This window comes from Streptomyces sp. NPDC014006 (assembly GCF_043088925.1).
Classification (GTDB): domain Bacteria; phylum Actinomycetota; class Actinomycetes; order Streptomycetales; family Streptomycetaceae; genus Streptomyces.
Genome location: NZ_JBICAJ010000002.1, coordinates 724178 through 739692, shown reverse-complemented (window position 1 = coordinate 739692; position 15515 = coordinate 724178). Strand labels below are relative to the sequence as shown.

The 15515-nt window shown below is 72.7% G+C and carries 11 protein-coding genes and 2 pseudogenes; 5 read left to right on the top strand and 8 right to left on the bottom strand.

Features of this window, described 5'->3' with window-relative positions; translation table 11 throughout:
- Nucleotides 1-61: 61 nt before the first annotated feature.
- The 4 genes from ACF1GV_RS09825 to ACF1GV_RS09810 all read right to left on the bottom strand — a co-directional run bounded on the left by ACF1GV_RS09825 (nt 62) and on the right by ACF1GV_RS09810 (nt 4664).
- Nucleotides 62-1312, bottom strand: coding sequence for an aspartate aminotransferase family protein (locus ACF1GV_RS09825; RefSeq protein ID WP_391679641.1), 1251 nt, complete (start codon nt 1310-1312; stop codon nt 62-64).
- Nucleotides 1313-1341: 29 nt separating this feature from the next.
- Nucleotides 1342-2184 carry a nitrilase-related carbon-nitrogen hydrolase gene (locus ACF1GV_RS09820; protein ID WP_391679346.1) on the bottom strand — a complete coding sequence of 281 codons (843 nt, stop codon included), beginning with the start codon at nt 2182-2184 and terminating at the stop codon, nt 1342-1344.
- Between the two features lie 195 nt (nt 2185-2379).
- Nucleotides 2380-4269, bottom strand: coding sequence for a hypothetical protein (locus tag ACF1GV_RS09815; protein WP_391679348.1), 1890 nt, complete (start codon nt 4267-4269; stop codon nt 2380-2382).
- Nucleotides 4270-4397: 128 nt separating this feature from the next.
- Nucleotides 4398-4664, bottom strand: a complete 267-nt coding sequence (locus ACF1GV_RS09810) for a helix-turn-helix domain-containing protein (RefSeq protein WP_391679351.1) — start codon at nt 4662-4664, stop codon at nt 4398-4400.
- A gap of 33 nt (nt 4665-4697) precedes the next feature.
- Here ACF1GV_RS09810 and map point away from each other — a divergent pair, with 33 nt between their 5' ends.
- On the top strand, nt 4698-5465 hold the full coding sequence (gene map, locus ACF1GV_RS09805) for a type I methionyl aminopeptidase (RefSeq protein ID WP_391679354.1): 768 nt from the start codon (nt 4698-4700) through the stop codon (nt 5463-5465).
- A 205-nt stretch (nt 5466-5670) separates the two neighbouring features.
- Nucleotides 5671-8205, top strand: a complete 2535-nt coding sequence (locus ACF1GV_RS09800) for an ATP-dependent Clp protease ATP-binding subunit (RefSeq protein WP_391679357.1) — start codon at nt 5671-5673, stop codon at nt 8203-8205.
- Between the two features lie 9 nt (nt 8206-8214).
- Here ACF1GV_RS09800 and ggt read toward each other — a convergent pair whose 3' ends face one another.
- Complete coding sequence (gene ggt, locus ACF1GV_RS09795; protein ID WP_391679360.1) at nt 8215-10014, bottom strand: gamma-glutamyltransferase; 1800 nt, start codon at nt 10012-10014, stop codon at nt 8215-8217.
- Between the two features lie 78 nt (nt 10015-10092).
- Here ggt and ACF1GV_RS09790 point away from each other — a divergent pair.
- Nucleotides 10093-10446, top strand: a pseudogene (locus tag ACF1GV_RS09790) (hypothetical protein); the annotation flags it as partial.
- Here ACF1GV_RS09790 and ACF1GV_RS09785 read toward each other — a convergent pair.
- Nucleotides 10328-10855, bottom strand: a complete 528-nt coding sequence (locus ACF1GV_RS09785) for a transposase (protein WP_391679656.1) — start codon at nt 10853-10855, stop codon at nt 10328-10330. The pseudogene ACF1GV_RS09790 and the gene ACF1GV_RS09785 sit on opposite strands and share 119 nt — an antisense overlap.
- 563 nt (nt 10856-11418) lie before the next feature.
- On the opposite strand from ACF1GV_RS09785, the pseudogene ACF1GV_RS09780 reads away from it, so the two are divergent.
- A pseudogene (locus ACF1GV_RS09780) lies at nt 11419-11847 on the top strand (hypothetical protein); the annotation flags it as partial.
- 372 nt (nt 11848-12219) lie between these two features.
- Here the strand turns inward: ACF1GV_RS09780 and ACF1GV_RS09775 are convergent.
- Together ACF1GV_RS09775 and ACF1GV_RS09770 are read right to left on the bottom strand one after the other, a co-directional pair.
- Nucleotides 12220-12963 (bottom strand): amino acid ABC transporter ATP-binding protein, encoded by a 744-nt coding sequence (locus tag ACF1GV_RS09775; RefSeq protein WP_391679362.1) that lies wholly within the window; start codon nt 12961-12963, stop codon nt 12220-12222.
- A gap of 147 nt (nt 12964-13110) precedes the next feature.
- Nucleotides 13111-13530 carry a DUF6278 family protein gene (locus ACF1GV_RS09770; protein ID WP_391679365.1) on the bottom strand — a complete coding sequence of 140 codons (420 nt, stop codon included), beginning with the start codon at nt 13528-13530 and terminating at the stop codon, nt 13111-13113.
- Nucleotides 13531-13735: 205 nt separating this feature from the next.
- On the opposite strand from ACF1GV_RS09770, the gene ACF1GV_RS09765 reads away from it, so the two are divergent.
- Nucleotides 13736-15499: a GDSL-type esterase/lipase family protein gene (locus tag ACF1GV_RS09765; RefSeq protein ID WP_391679368.1), complete on the top strand. Its 1764-nt coding sequence runs from the start codon at nt 13736-13738 to the stop codon at nt 15497-15499.
- Nucleotides 15500-15515 lie beyond the last annotated feature (16 nt).

Genomic DNA, 15515 nt, shown 5'->3' with positions numbered 1-15515 from the left:
GCCTTCCCCGCTCAGTCTCGCCGCTCGGTTCCTGCCGCTCGGCTCCCCGCTCACCGCGCCGCTACTGAACGCTTCTCAGGGCGTCCTCGAGGATCGCGGCGCCCTCCTCGGCCTCCGCGACGGTCAGGGACAGCGGTGGGGCGATGCGCAGGGCGGCGGTGTTGTGCCCGCCGCCCTTGCCGATGAGCAGCCCCTGCGTGCGGCACGCCTCCAGGACGGCCGCGGCGGCCTGCGGATCGGCCTCGTCGGTGCCGGGTCGCACCAGCTCGACGCCGATCATCAGTCCGCGTCCGCGTACCTCCCGTACGGCCGGGTTCTGGGCGGCGATCGCCCGCAGCCGCTCCATCAGCAGGCCACCGACGCGCCGGGCGTTGCCCTGCAGGTCGTGCTCCAGCAGGTAGCCCAGGTTGGCCAGGCCCGCGGCCATGGTGATCTGGGTGCCGCCGAAGGTGGAGATGCTGTTGGCGTCCAGGCAGTTCATGATCTCGGCTCGGGCGATCACGCCGCCGATGGACATGCCGTTGCCGATGCCCTTGGCGAAGGTGACGATGTCCGGCGGGCCGCTGCGGGCGTGCGCCTGCCAGCCCCAGAAGTGGTCGCCGGTACGGCCCCAGCCGGTCTGCACCTCGTCGGCGATCCACAGGATGCCCCGCTCGGCGAGCACCTCGCGGAAGGCGGCGTACAGGCCGTCCGGCGGGGAGGTGAAGCCGCCGACGCCCTGGATCGGCTCGGCGATCAGCGCGGCGGGCGGGCGGGTGTGGCCGAGGAGGTCCTTCAGGTCGTCCACGCAGGCCGCGATGAAGTCGGCGTCGTTCAGGGAGGCGTAGGGCCCGCGGGTGCGCACCCCGCCGTGCACGTACAGCGTCTGCAGCGGGGACAGCGAGGTCGGCGACCAGCTGCGGTTGCCCGTGATGCCGACGGCGCTGAAGGAACGGCCGTGGTAGCTGTTGCGCATCGCGAGGATCGTGTTGCTGCGCCGGTGGGTCGTGCCGAGCAGCAGGGCGGTGTCGTTGGCCTCGGTGCCGGAGGTGGTGAAGAAGACGCGGGCGTCGGGGATGCCGCTGAGCCCGGCGATGCGCTCGGCCAGCTCCACCATCGGGCGGTTGAGGTAGAGGGTGGAGGAGTGGATGATCCGCCCGGCCTGCTCGCTGACCGCCTTGGTCACCTCCGGCAGGGCGTGCGCGGTCATCGTCGTCAGGATGCCGCCGAAGAAGTCCAGGTAGCGGCGGCCGTCGGAGTCCCAGACATGGCGGCCCTCGCCGTGCGTGATCTCGATCGGGTCGTCGTAGTACAGCGCGAGCCAGTCCGGCATCACACTGCGGTGGCGGGCGTACAGGTCGCTCACGGCTCCACCAGTCCTTCGTAGGCGTCGGGGCGGCGGTCGCGGTAGAAGGCCCACTGCTGCCGCACCTGGTCGATCAGGTCGAAGTCGAGGTCGCGGACGACGAGTTCCTCCTTGGAGTCGGAGGCTGCCCCGCCGACGAACTGTCCTCGCGGGTCCACGAAGTAGCTCGTGCCGTAGAAGTCGTTGTCGCCGTAGGGCTCCTGGCCGACGCGGTTGATCGCCGCGACGAAGTACTCGTTGGCGACCGCGGCGGCGGGCTGCTCCAGGTGCCACAGGTGGGACGACAGCCCTCGGTGGGTGGCCGACGGGTTGTAGACCAGCTGGGCGCCGTTGAGCCCGAGTTGCCGCCAGCCTTCCGGGAAGTGCCGGTCGTAGCAGATGTAGACGCCGACCTTGCCGACGGCCGTGTCGAAGACGGGCCAGCCGAGGTTGCCGGGCTTGAAGTAGTACTTCTCCCAGAAGCCCCGCACCTGCGGGATGTGATGCTTTCTGTACTTCCCCAGATAGCTGCCATCGGCGTCGATCACGGCCGCGGTGTTGTAGTAGAAGCCGGACTGCTCGACCTCGAACACGGGGACGACCATCACCATGCCGGTCTCGCGGGCGAGCTCCTGCATACGGCGCACGGTCGGCCCGTCGGGCACGGGCTCGGCCCAGCGGTAGTGCTCCGGCTCCTGGACCTGGCAGAAGTACGGGGCGTTGAAGACCTCCTGGAAGCCGATCACCTTGGCTCCCTGGCGGGCGGCCTCGCGGGCGTGCTCCTCGTGCTTCGCCACCATGGACTCGGTGTCGCCGGTCCAGGTGGCCTGGACCAGGGCGGCACGGACGACGTTCGCCATGAGCTGCTCCTTCGACGCGACGTCAGAGCCTCTACGCCCGTAGAAACAGGCTGTAGAGGGACGAACGTAAGCCTCTCGGACGGGCTTGCCAAGACCATCGTCGCCAACCCGCTGAGTCGAGCGCGTTTGACACTCCTCTGGGTGATGTCCGGGGCTGGTGGGGCGGGTGTGGCGTCCCGGCGCTCGGTTTGCGAGTCAGTGGGCGAGACCGGCGACCCGCAGGGCGTGCAGCAGGTCCCAGTGGCGTTCGTCGGAGACGCCCCGGGCGGCCTCGAGCAGCAGCGGCGCGAGCAGCCGGGGGTCGGGGGCGGCGCTGCGGGCGGCCTCCTCGGGGGCGCGGACGCGGACGTAGGCGCCGAGCAGCGCGCGCACCTCGCGGTGGCGGCCGCCCGCGTGCAGCGTGCGCACAGTGGCCCCGATCTCCTCGGCGGGCCGTACGACGCCTTGGCGCAGGACGTGCTCGCCGTCGGCGTCCCGGCCGGCCGCGACGAGCGCGTCCGCGGCGGCGACGAGCCGCTCGGCGGGCAGCGAGGCGGCCTCCCACAGCAGCGTCGTCCAGTCCGCGCCGAGCCCGGCCCGGTGCAGCGCGGCGGCGAGCAGCGGGAAGCGGGCGGCGGGCCAGTGGGCGAGCTCGACGAGCAGCGCATGCGCGTCGCCGGTACGGCCGTCGGCGCGCAGCCGCGCCAGCCGGTCCACGGCGCCCTGGACCGCGCGACGGTCGGCGCCGTCCATCGGCTCGGCCGAGGGTGCGGGCTCGGCCAGGGGCGCAGCATCGGCGTGTTCCCCGGCCCCGGCGAACCGGGCACCCCGCGGGGTCCGTCCGGCAGCGGGAACGGGCGCCGGCTCGGCGAGAAGGGGAGCGTCCCCCTCGTCGACGGCACCGGCGAACCGGGCACCGCCACGGCGACGCTTGCGCGTCGTGGCGTCGGGGGGTGCCGGGCGGACGGAGGGGTCGGCGCCGCGAGCGGCGCCGGCAGGGGGCGGCACGAAACCGGGCGGCGCCGAGGAGACGGCCTGTGCTCCGGGCCGGGTGGACGGGCCGGCACCGGGCTGTGCGGGGGTTTCGGCGAGCCGGTGCGGGGCGGGCGCGGCACCGGCAGGAACGGGCGCGAGGGCCGAAGGGGCGGGGCCGGGCAGGGGCCCGGAGGGTGCCGGGCGAGCGTCGCGCCCCGGCCGGGAGGCGATCGCACCATGCCCTGTGTGCGGTGCGGCACCGACGGGGGCCGTGACCTCCTGGCCGCCGAGGAGTGCCTGGGCATGCGGAGTGGAGACCGGCGCGCCATGCCCGGCGCGTGCCGCCGCATCCGTCGCCGCCACAGGGCCGGCGCCGCCTGCGCCCGCACCCCTCGTCGCCACAAAGTCGGCGCCCCCTGCCGCCGCACCCCTCACGGCCACAGCACCGGCGCCCTCCGCGCCTCCCGCCGCGAACCAGGAACCTCCCTCCCCGGCACGGAGCGCGGCCGCGTGGGCGTCGGGTGCGACCGGGACGTGGCCGGCGTGCCCGAGCGCGTCCCCGAGGGGGCCGTCGTCACGGGAAGGGCCACCGTGCGCGCTGCCCCGCGTCCCCCGCGTCGGCAGCGCCCGCTCCAGTCGCGCCATCCGGGCCCGCAGTTCCGCGCAGCGGGCGGTCGCGCGTTCGTGGTCGTCGTCGGACCAGGCGAGGTCGAGGCGGAGGGCGTCGGCCTCCTCGCGGGTCGCGGCGTGCGCAAGCGTCCGGGTCAGGACCGCGCGGCGCTCCGCCGCGTAGCGCTGTTCGCGGAGCATCACATCGAGACGGTCCGCGAGTGCCTCCCGGCCACCGGGACGGGCGTCGTACGCGGCGACCGCGGCGGCGTGCAGGACGCTGGCCCGCTCCGCCTCCCGTGCCGCGGCCTCCCGGCCGTGGCGGGAGGCGAGGTCCTGCAGCAGCGCCGCGACCACGTCCCAGGGCGGCATCTCGCGGCCCTCCCGGCACGCGCGCATGCCGTCCGGGTCGCGTTGCCAGAAGACGCCGCACCAGCCGTCGGCCGTATCGAGACGCCCCAGCAGGGCGTCGAGGTACTCCACGAACTCCCGCATTTCGCCCGGGAGTTGCTCCACCGCCATCGCCCGACTCCCACCCGAGGGGAACACTCCGGCCTCGTAGCCAACACCAGTTGTGTTACGGCGCGGCTACGCGGAGTTTTCCCCCGGGGTGCGGGGACCTCAGTCCCGCACTCCGGCCACGGTGACGCTCAGGCGGCGGCGAGGTCCACCCCCGCCTGCGCACACCGGGCGGCCAGCTCGTCCAGGGACAGCCCGAGCGCGCCGGCCAGCGCGGCCACGGTGAAGAAGGCCGGCGTCGGGGCCCGTCCGGTCTCGATCTTCCGCAGCGTCTCCGCCGAGATCCCGGCATCGGCCGCGACCCGCGTCATGCTGCGGTCGCCGCGGGCCTCGCGCAGCAGCCGCCCGAGCCGCTCGCCGCGCTCGTGCTCTTCGGGTGTGAGAGGGGTACGCACCATGGCACCCATTCTAATACCGGTATAGTAATTGGCATGGTGGAACTGAAGACGGACACGTCGATCGATGCGATGTACGAGGCGGGCCAGGTCGTCGCCCGAGCCCTGACGGCCGTACGGGAGGCCGCGGACGTCGGCGTCTCCCTGCTGGAACTGAACGAGGTCGCCCACGACGTGCTGCGCGAGGCGGGCGCGACATCCCCCTTCCTGGGCTACCGGCCCTCCTTCGCGCCCACCGCGTTCCCGGCCGTGCTCTGCGCCTCCGTGAACGACGCCATCGTGCACGGCATCCCCACGACGTACCGCCTGCGAGACGGCGACCTCCTCTCCGCCGACTTCGGCGCCGAGCTGAACGGCTGGGTCGGCGACTCCGCGATCAGCTTCACGGTGGGCCGCCCGCGACCGGCGGACCTGAAGCTGATCGAGACCGCCGAGCGGGCCCTCGACGCCGCCATCGCCGCGGCCGTCGTCGGCAACCGCATCGGCGACATCGCCCACGCCGTCGGCACGGTGTGCCGCGCCGCCGGCTACGGCATCCCCGACGGCTTCGGCGGACACGGCATCGGCCGCCGTATGCACGAGGACCCGGGCGTCCCCAACGAGGGCCGCCCCGGCCGCGGCCTGCCGCTGCGCCACGGCATGGTCCTCGCGATCGAGCCGATGCTGATCGCCGGCGGCACGGACGCCTACCACGCGGATCCCGACGGCTGGACCCTGCGCACCAACGACGGCACCAGGGCAGCCCACGTGGAACACACGGTGGCGATCACGGAAAGCGGACCCCGCGTCCTCACCCAGCGGTGAGATGACGTACGCAAGGGTCGCGGCGCTGTATCGATAGGCAACTCCGCCGCGCGAGCACGGGCAACCACCGAGGACCCGCACCCGCGAGAGTAGAGAACACCCCGAGCCGAAAGGCGCACCCCCACAGAACATGCCATCGTGGGCATGACCGACCCCACCCCCGGTTACCCGCCTCCGGTACGTCTCAGCGAAGGAACGGAGCGCCATGACCAGCGGCTACCTCGGCCCGGAGGGCGACCCCTTCGGAGAATTCCTCGCCCGCTTCTTCGGTGGCCCCCGCCCGGGGCCCCGGCAGATCGACATCGGCCGTCTGCTCAGTCAGCCCGCCAGGGAACTGGTGCGCGGCGCTGCACAGTACGCCGCGGAACACGGCAGCCGGGATCTGGACACCGAACACCTGCTGCGAGCGGCGCTGGCCAGCGAACCCACCCGCAGTCTGCTCAGCCGTGCGGGCGCGGACCCCGACTCGCTGGCCTCGGAGATCGACGAACGCTCGGGGCCGGTCCAGCACCCACCCGGCGAGGCGCCCGCGCCGACCTCGCTCTCGCTCACCCCGGCGGTCAAGCGGGCGCTGCTGGACGCGCACGAGATGGCGCGCTCCACCGGCGCCGGCTACATCGGCCCGGAGCACGTGCTCAGCGCGCTCGCCGCCAACCCGGACTCCGCCGCCGGGCACATCCTCAACGCGGCCCGCTTCGCCCCCTCGGGTCCGCCGCCTGCGCCGGAGGCCCCGCAGATGCCCCGGTCCGAGCGGGCGCGGCCGACGGGCACGCCGACCCTCGACAAGTACGGCCGCGACCTCACCGACCTGGCCCGGCAGGGCCGTATCGACCCGGTGATCGGACGCGACACGGAGATCGAGCAGACGATCGAGGTGCTCTCCCGGCGCGGCAAGAACAACCCCGTGCTGATCGGCGACGCGGGCGTCGGCAAGACCGCCATCGTCGAGGGCCTCGCGGAGCGCATCGCCGACGGCGACGTCCCGGACATCCTCCTCGGGCGGCGGGTGGTCGCCCTGGATCTGACCGGGGTGGTCGCGGGCACTCGCTACCGCGGTGACTTCGAGGAGCGGCTGAACAACATCGTCGAGGAGATCCGCACCCACTCCGACCAGTTGATCGTCTTCATCGACGAGCTGCACACCGTCGTCGGCGCCGGGGGCGGCGGCGAGGGCGGCAGCATGGACGCGGGCAACATCCTCAAGCCCGCCCTGGCCCGCGGCGAGCTGCACATCGTCGGCGCGACCACGCTGGAGGAGTACCGGCGCATCGAGAAGGACGCGGCGCTCGCCCGCCGTTTCCAGCCGATCCTGGTGCCGGAGCCGTCCGTGCCGGACACCATCGAGATCCTGCGCGGGCTGCGCGACCGCTACGAGGCTCACCACCAGGTCCGCTACACCGACGAGGCGCTGGTGGCGGCCGTGGAGCTGTCCGACCGCTATCTGACCGACCGGCGGCTGCCGGACAAGGCGATCGACCTGATCGACCAGGCCGGCGCGCGCGTGCGGCTCCAGGCGCGCACCAAGGGCACGGACGTACGAGCCCTGGAGCGCGAGGTCGAGCAGCTCAGCCGGGACAAGGACCAGGCGGTCGCCGACGAGAGTTACGAGACGGCCACGCAGCTGCGCGACCGGATCATGGAGCTGAAGCAGCGGATCGCCGAGGCCGGCGGCGACGGCGAGGCGGACGAGGGGCAGAACCTCCAGGTCACCGCGGAGGCGATCGCCCAGGTGGTGTCCCGGCAGACCGGCATCCCGGTCAGCAGCCTCACCCAGGAGGAGAAGGAGCGCCTGCTGGGCCTGGAGGAACATCTGCACGAGCGGGTCGTCGGGCAGGAGGAGGCCGTCCGCGTCGTCTCCGAGGCGGTCCTGCGCAACCGCGCCGGTCTGTCCGCCCCGGGCCGGCCGATCGGCTCCTTCCTCTTCCTCGGCCCGACCGGCGTCGGCAAGACGGAGCTGGCGCGGGCGCTGGCGGAGGCGCTGTTCGGCAGCGAGGACCGCATGGTCCGCCTCGACATGAGCGAGTATCAGGAGCGGCACACCGTCTCCCGGCTGGTCGGCGCCCCGCCCGGGTACGTCGGCCACGAGGAGGCCGGCCAGCTCACCGAGGTGGTGCGCCGGCACCCGTACTCGCTGCTGCTGCTCGACGAGGTGGAGAAGGCGCACCCGGATGTCTTCAACATCCTGCTGCAGGTGCTGGACGACGGCCGGCTGACCGACTCGCAGGGACGCACGGTGGACTTCAGCAACACCGTGATCGTGATGACCAGCAACCTCGGTTCGGAGGCCATCACGCGGCGCGGCGCAGGTATCGGTTTCGGGGCGACCGGCACCGAGGCCGACGAGGAGGCGCGGCGCGAGCAGATCCTGCGGCCGCTGCGCGAGCACTTCCGGCCGGAGTTCCTCAACCGCATCGACGAGATCGTCGTCTTCCGCCAGCTGACCGGCGACGAACTGCGCCGGATCACCCAGCTGCTGCTGACGCAGACCCGCCGGCTGGTGCAGGCGCAGGGCGTCTCGGTGGACTTCACCGACGCGGCGGTGGACTGGCTCGCCGAGCGCGGCTACGAGCCGGAGTACGGCGCCCGGCCGCTGCGCCGCACCATTCAGCGGGAGGTCGACAACCAGTTCTCCCGGCTGCTGCTGAACGGCACGATCAGCGAGGGCGGCCGGGTGACCGTCGATGTCGAGGACGGGCGGCTCGCGTTCCGCACGCAGGAGCGGCCCGCCCCCGAGCTATGACGGCTTGCGCTACGGCGCCGGGCGGACGACCATCGCCGAGCCGCCGCCGCGCCGCACCTTCTCGGCCGCGGCGAGCCAGCGGCCGTCCGGCAGCCGCTGCACGCCGGTCCCGGCACCGATCTCCGGGTTGAGCTTGAAGGAGTGCCCGAGCTTCTCCAGCTGCGCCCTCAGATCGCTGTTCCACAGGCCGGGTTCCAGCTCCGTCTGGGCGGCGTTGCGCTGGCTGGCGCGCGGCGCGGCGATCGCGTCGACCAGTGGCAGCCCGCGGTCGAGGAACTCGGTCAGGGTCTGCAGCACGGTGGTGATGATGGTCGCGCCGCCGGGCGAACCGAGCGCCACGACCGGCTTGTCGTGGCGGTCCAGCACGATCGTCGGGGAGATCGACGAGCGCGGCCGCTTGCCGGGTCCGGGCAGGTTCGGGTCGTGCACGGCCGGGTTGGCCGGGGCGAAGGAGAAGTCGGTCAGCTCGTTGTTGAGCAGGAAGCCGCGGCCGGGCACGGTGATGCCGCTGCCGCCGGTCTGCTCGATGGTGAGCGTGTAGGCGACGACGTTGCCCCACTTGTCGGCGACGGTGAGGTGCGTGGTGTTCTCGCCCTCGTACGTCGTCGGGGCCGCCGTGCCCGGGGCGCCGCAGTCGGCGGGGTGGCGCGGGTCGCCGGGCGGCACGGGGCTGGTGAGCACCGCGTCGTCCTTGATCAGGCAGGCCCGCGAGTCGGCGTACCGCTGCGAGAGCAGTTCCTTCGTCGGTACGTCCTCGAAGGCGGGGTCGCCGACCCAGCGCCCGCGGTCGGCGAACGCGATCCGGCTCGCCTCGATGTAGCGGTGCAGGTACTGCGCCTCGGTGGCCTTCGACAGGTCGGTGTTCTCCAGGATGTTGAGCGCCTCGCCGACGGTGGTGCCGCCGGAGGAGGAGGGTGCGATGGAGTACACACCGAGTCCGCGGTACGACGTCTTCGTGGGCGCCTGGTACTTGGCACGGTAGGCCGCCAGGTCCCGCGCGGACAGCTCACCCGGGCGCGCGTTCCAGCCGGAGGCCGGGTCGACGGGCGGGTGGTTGACGGTGTCGACGATGTCCCGGCCCAGGTCGCCGTGGTAGATCGCGCCGACGCCCTTGCGGGCCAGTTCGGCGTAGGTGGCGGCGAGGTCGGAGTTCTTGAACGTCGAGCCGACGGCGGGCAGTTGTCCGCCGGGCAGGAACAGTTTCGCGGTGTCCGGGAAGTAGCGGAAGCGGGTCTCGTTGGCGGCCGTCTGCGAGCGGAAGGTGTCGTCGACGGTGAACCCGTCCCGGGCGAGCCGTTCGGCGGGCTTCAGCACGGTCGCCAGCCGCTTGCTGCCCCAGGCGTCCAGCGCCGCCTGCCAGGTGGCGGGCGTGCCCGGGGTGCCGACGCTCAGTCCGCTGCTGACGGCGTCGGCGAAGGCGAGCGGCTTGCCGTTCTCCGTGAACAGGTTCTGATCCGCGCTCAGCGGCGCGGTCTCGCGGCCGTCGATGGTGTGCACGGTGCGCGACTCGGCGTCGTAGTAGACGAAGTAGCCGCCCCCGCCGATACCGGCGGAGTAGGGCTCGGTGACGCCGAGCGCGGCGGCGGTGGCGACGGCGGCGTCGACCGCGTTGCCGCCCTTCTTCAGCACCTCGATGCCGGCGGCGGAGGCGTCCGCGTCGACGCTGGCGACGGCGCCGCCGTAGCCGACGGCGAGGGGTGACTTCGGGACGGGATCCCGGTGGGCGGTGGGCGGTGCTGCCGCCCCCACCGACACCACGGCGGCCGAGACCGCCAGAACGGACAGTTTCCGGGCAACAGGACGACGCATCCGCACCTCCGGTTGAGGGACCGTTCGCGCAGCCTATTCCACCATCATGGTCACGTCAGTCACGTAGCATGCGCGCCCATGAACGACGACGTGCGCAACATCCTCCTCGGGGTGATAGCGGCCGGTATCAGCGCCGCGCTGGGATGGCTGTCCCGCACCTGGTTGTGGAACCGGAAACTCAGGCGCAAGCAGGCCTTCTTAGGGCTGCCGGACGACTCCGAGTCGCTGCTGGTGGTGAACCGGAACGCCGGCGGACCCGAACTGGCGGTGATGCGCCACGACGTGTTCGCCCTGCTCGAACTCGCCGCGCTGATCAAGGACTGCCGCGCCCACGCGCAGGTGCTGCCGCACGACACGGCCCGTCAGGGCTTCGGGGAGCGCACCGAGTTCTGCGTCGGCGGCCCGGCCTCCAAGGGGCTCGTTCCCCGTCACCGTCTTTGCACTCAATAGCCAAGGGCCGCAGCGTGACCTTGATCTCCGCGGGCACCGGCGACCAGGCGGGCCTGGTCTCGGCATCCTTCAGCAGTTCCATGGCCTTGGCCCAGGTGCCGTCCTGCAGCCATCTGTTGGACTGCGTCTGCAGGGCATTGAGGTTGACGCCGTACCGGGGCGCGATGTCCGCCATGCCCTCCCCCGTCACGGCCTTCTCCAGCAGGGCCTCGGTGACCGTACGCCGGTCGATGGTCGACCGGCGGCCCCCCATCAAGGGCTTGATCAGCTCCCATCCCTCGTCCGTCAGGATCGGCACCTGCCGGCCCTCCCGGACGAACCAGTCCCGCACCGCACAGGCCACGCCCTTGCGGCGGGGCTGGCAGCTGATGACCTCTGCCTCCAGGCCCATTTCCGCGAACAGCTCGGCCTTCTCGTGGTCGCTCAAGCCCCGCAGATTATCCCGGGCCGCCTTGGCCAGCCGTTCCAGGCTGTCGATTCTCTGCACGGCTTCGGCAGCGTCCCGCTGCAGCCCTTCCGCTTCCCGGCGCAGCTTCTCCAGCCCCTCCAGCTCCTCAATATGGGGCTTCGTGGCCCGGTCCACCGCGGCCTCAGCCTCGGCTTTTGACAAGCCGCGCCTGAGCGCCCTACGGGCGGCAGTGGCTTCCGTCCCGAGCCGAAGGTCAAGCTGAGCTTCCGAGACGAGGCTCCGGACCCGGCGGCCTATGCCCCGCTGACGGCGGCGCCCTCTAAGATCAGGGGGCGCCCTGGAGGTTCGTGCGCAGCCCCTGGGTGCCCGTGGAAGTCGGTGGCCGCGAAGGCACCGGTCATCCAGCGCAGTTCGGTCTGCCAGTTGGTCTCGGGCGTGGCTTCCTCCCATGACGAAGGCCCCCACCGAAGCAGGGGCCTTGAGTGTTTGTGCTGGTCAGGCAATTGTAGTGAATGTGAGTGCAAGATGGGTGCTGGGCCCCTTGATCCAACCGTCGTATGGCCGCGCATCTGTCCTCCCTGCTGCCCGGGGTGCGGATCAACGTGGACGTCGAACCCGGCCCGGACCGGGGCGTCTTCCAGATCGGCTCCGAGCGCTACCGGTTGGAGGCCGGCCGCGTCGAGTACGTGCTGCTCGCGCGGCTCACCGTGGACGGCAGCCACGGCGACCGGCCGGTGTTCCTCTTCTGCGGCCAGACCGCGCTCACCAACCAGGCCGCCACCCGCTACCTCGCCCGCAGCCACGAGCGGCTCGCCCGCAAGCACGGCAGGAACTCCTTCGTGCTGCTGCTGAAGGTCGTCAATTCGCAGGCGTACGGTCCTGACGTGGTGGAACTGGTCGCGGACGTCACCCGGGCCGCGCTGGCCCCGCTGCCGGCGTCGACGCCGAGGAACTCGCACCGGGCGCAGGCCTGACGCCGTATCGGCCGGGGAAGACGTCCCCGGAACGAGCACAACCCGACCGGCGCGCGGCTGACCTTCTCCTCGCGGCGAGCGGCCCCTGGCGTGGGTCGCTGCCGCCGCGAGCAGTGATCTGCGGCCGCGGCCGGGCGGGTATGGCCCTGTGTACTGCTGCCCCCTACGGACGAGGGGCCGTGGGGGGACCCACCCCCGGCAGCAGCGTTCGTGGTGCGGCCGCACCGGCGGGTACGGCCTCGGTCGTCACCACAGGGATGAACGGCACATCGTAGTTGAGAACCGCCGTGCGGGCACAAGCGGTACGGACCATGCGGAGCGCTCCTCGTTCGATTCCGCGCAGGGCTCGGCGCCCCGAGGGCCTGAACTCCCTCAGTGCTTGAGGATCTTGGAGAGGAAGTCCTTGGCCCGGTCGCTGCGCGGGTCGGTGAAGAACTCGTCGGGGCGGCGGTCCTCGACGATCCGGCCGTCCGCCATGAACACCACGCGGTTGGCGGCGGAGCGGGCGAAGCCCATCTCGTGGGTGACGACGACCATGGTCATGCCGTCGCGGGCGAGTTGCCGCATCACCTCCAGCACCTCGTTGATCATCTCCGGGTCGAGGGCGGAGGTCGGCTCGTCGAACAGCATCACCTTGGGGTCCATGGCGAGGGCCCGGGCGATGGCGACGCGCTGCTGCTGGCCGCCGGAGAGCTGCGCGGGGTACTTGTCGGCCTGTTCGGCCACCCCGACCCGGTCGAGCAGCTCGTGCGAGCGCCGGTCGGCCTCGGTCTTCTTGCGGCCGCGTACCTTGACCTGGCCGAGCGAGACGTTCTGCAGCACGGTCTTGTGGGCGAAGAGGTTGAAGGACTGGAAGACCATGCCGACCTCGGCGCGCAGCCGGGCGAGCGCCTTACCCTCCTCGGGCAGCGGCTGCCCGTCCAGCAGGATGGTGCCCGAGTGGATGGGCTCCAGCCGGTTGACGGCCCGGCACAGCGTCGACTTGCCCGACCCGGACGGGCCGATGACCACGACCACCTCTCCCCTGCCTACCGAGAGGTCGATGTCTTGCAGGACGTGCAGCTCCCCGAAGTACTTGTTGACGTTCCGCAGTTCGATCAACGGTTCGACGGCCATGCGCAGCCCTACTCACTCTCAGCTGTGTCGTGGTTGCCGCAACCTATCCAGCGGCTCTGCCCCCGGAGAGACGACACGCACTTTCCGGGCATAAGCCGTATTTAAGCCGGAGGTTGGGCCATGACCTCACCCTCGGATCCCTCGTGGTCAGTCCTCGGCGACCTCCGCGTACAGCTGCGACAGCTCGGGGACCCCGCTCTCGGCCCAGTCCCGGCCCGCCGCCACCACGTCGATCTCGCGCCCCGAGGCGAGCCGGACCACGGGCGGCCCGCCGGAGCGGATCTCCCACACCGCGCCGGGCACCGTGCGCACGACCACCGTGCCGAGGTACAGACCCGCGTCGTTGCCGAGCCGGGGCAGCGTCTCCGCGTCGTCCCGCCAGCGCGGCACCAACTGGTCCAGCGCCTCCAGCGAGAGCGCCGTGTCGTCGAGCCGTACACCCGACTCGGCGGCCTGCGAACGCAGCAGCTCGCACTCCGACAGCAGCGCAGCGACCGCCTCCGGTGCCGCCGTGAACCGTGCCTCATCGGTCTTCCTGCGCCCGATGCCCAGAAAAGGGAGATTCATAGGGACAGCGTGGCATTCGCACCCCCGTGCGCACCACAGGCGCGCGGGCCTCCTTTTCACCCGGGCACGCGCCCCGTACGGCCCATTTCGCGCCCCGCCCGCGCATGGCGCGTTGACGGGTCCCTGACGGGTTCCTAGCTTCGCGGTGCGCGGACCTGCCCGGGTCCGTGTGAGCGGGAGAGCGCGGGAGGAGCGGGTGCCGGTGATGCGCCGAGGCATCGGGGGGCTGGTGGCGGCTCTCGTCCTGGCCACGGCCGCACCGCTGCCGGCCGCCGCGGTCCCGGCGGCGGACACCGTGCCGCTGCCGCTGGAGCGGCTGTACGACAATGCCGCGGTCAGCGACGACTCCCGGCCCGGCGGCGCGGACTTCGACGGTGCGGGGGCCTCCCTGTCGGCGCAGGATCTCGCGGCCGCCGGCTGGACACCGGGCCGGACGCTGACCGTGCAGGGCGCGCGGCTGACGTGGCCGCGGCGGGCACCGGGCGAGGCGGACAACGTACGGTCCGCCGGGCAGTGGGTGCGCCTGTCGGGGCATGGTGACGCGCTGGCCTTCCTGGTGGCGGGGACGGCCGGGGACGCCACGGGCGGGACGGGCACGGTCCGCTACACGGACGGCACGTCCGCCCCGTACGCGCTCACCGCGCCCTCCTGGCGCACCGGCCCGCCCGCCACGAAGGCGGTCGCGCTCCCGCACGTCAACACGCCCGGCGGCCGGCTCGCCCGCCAGGCCCGGCTGTACGTCGTGACGGTACCGCTCACCCCGGGACGCGCCGTGGCGGCGGTACGGCTGCCCGTCGCGCCGGGGCTGCACGTATTCGCGATGTCGGTGCGCTCGCACGCGCCGGGCTGGACCGGCAGCTGGGCCGCGCCGACCGGCGGCTGTCCGGCCGTCGGCCCGTGGACGGACCGCACACTGCGGCTGGTCGTGCACACCTCGGCGGGCGGTCCCCGGGTGCGTCTGCGCTTCGACAACACCTTCGCGGGGGCGCCGGTGCGCATCGGCGCGGCGACGGTGGCGCTGCGGGCGCCGGGAGCAGCGGGGGCGGTGCCCGCGGCGGCGCCGGTGGCCCTGTCCTTCGACGGGGCGGCCGGGGTGATGATCCCGGCGGGGGCCCAGGCGGTCAGCGATCCGCTGGACTTCGCCGTGCCGGCCGGGGCCGATTTGCTGGTCAGCTTCCATCTGCCGGGTCCGGTGACGGCGGCGCCCGTGCACCGGCTCGGGCAGCAGCGGTCGTATCTGAGCGAGCCGGGCGACCACACCGCGGACGCCTCCCCGGCCGCCTACACCGCGACCCTGACCAGCCGGCCGCTGCTGACCGGGGTGGACGTCGGCGGCGGGCCCGGGGCGGTGGTCACCCTCGGCGACTCGATCACCGACGGAGACCGTTCGACGCCCGACACGAACCGGCGATGGCCCGATGCCCTGGCCGCGCGCCTGCGGAGGCAGAGTGCCGTGCCGCGCTACGGCGTGCTGAATCAGGGCATCTCAGGCAACCGGGTGCTGACCGACCGCTACCCCGGCGACGGCGTCTCGGCCGAGCAGTCCGGGGTGAGCGCCCTGCACCGGCTGGACCGGGACGTGTTCGCGCAGACCGGTGTGCGCACGCTCGTCGTCTTCGAGGGCGTCAACGACCTGCTGGACGGTGTCACGGCCGCACCGCTGATCGACGGGCTGCGCACGATCGCCGACCGGGCCCACGCCCGCGGGCTGCGCGTCCTCGGCGCGACCATCCTGCCCTGCGGGGGCCACGCACGGTGCCCGGCCTCCGTGGACACCGAGCGGACGGCGGTGAACGCCTGGATCCGCTCCACCGGCGCCTTCGACGGGGTACTGGACTTCGACGCCGTGATCCGCGACCCCGCGCACCCGGCGCGGATGCCGGCCGCCTACGACAGCGGCGACCACCTGCACCCCGGGGACGCGGGGCTGGCCGCGCTGGGCGAGTCCGTGGACCTGCGGCTGCTGTGAGCCAGGGCCCCTCGCT

What these genes read in the sequence shown, in the direction of transcription:
- ACF1GV_RS09765 (WP_391679368.1), top strand. Translation starts at nt 13,736, where the DNA reads ATGCGCCGAGGCATCGGGGGGCTGGTGGCGGCTCTCGTCCTGGCCACG.
- ACF1GV_RS09800 (WP_391679357.1), top strand. Translation starts at nt 5,671, where the DNA reads ATGACCAGCGGCTACCTCGGCCCGGAGGGCGACCCCTTCGGAGAATTC.
- ACF1GV_RS09770 (WP_391679365.1), bottom strand. Translation starts at nt 13,530, where the DNA reads ATGAATCTCCCTTTTCTGGGCATCGGGCGCAGGAAGACCGATGAGGCA.
- ACF1GV_RS09820 (WP_391679346.1), bottom strand. Translation starts at nt 2,184, where the DNA reads ATGGCGAACGTCGTCCGTGCCGCCCTGGTCCAGGCCACCTGGACCGGC.
- ACF1GV_RS09815 (WP_391679348.1), bottom strand. Translation starts at nt 4,269, where the DNA reads ATGGCGGTGGAGCAACTCCCGGGCGAAATGCGGGAGTTCGTGGAGTAC.
- map (WP_391679354.1), top strand. Translation starts at nt 4,698, where the DNA reads ATGGTGGAACTGAAGACGGACACGTCGATCGATGCGATGTACGAGGCG.
- ACF1GV_RS09810 (WP_391679351.1), bottom strand. Translation starts at nt 4,664, where the DNA reads ATGGTGCGTACCCCTCTCACACCCGAAGAGCACGAGCGCGGCGAGCGG.
- ACF1GV_RS09825 (WP_391679641.1), bottom strand. Translation starts at nt 1,312, where the DNA reads ATGCCGGACTGGCTCGCGCTGTACTACGACGACCCGATCGAGATCACG.
- ggt (WP_391679360.1), bottom strand. Translation starts at nt 10,014, where the DNA reads ATGCGTCGTCCTGTTGCCCGGAAACTGTCCGTTCTGGCGGTCTCGGCC.
- ACF1GV_RS09775 (WP_391679362.1), bottom strand. Translation starts at nt 12,963, where the DNA reads ATGGCCGTCGAACCGTTGATCGAACTGCGGAACGTCAACAAGTACTTC.
- ACF1GV_RS09785 (WP_391679656.1), bottom strand. Translation starts at nt 10,855, where the DNA reads ATGGGCCTGGAGGCAGAGGTCATCAGCTGCCAGCCCCGCCGCAAGGGC.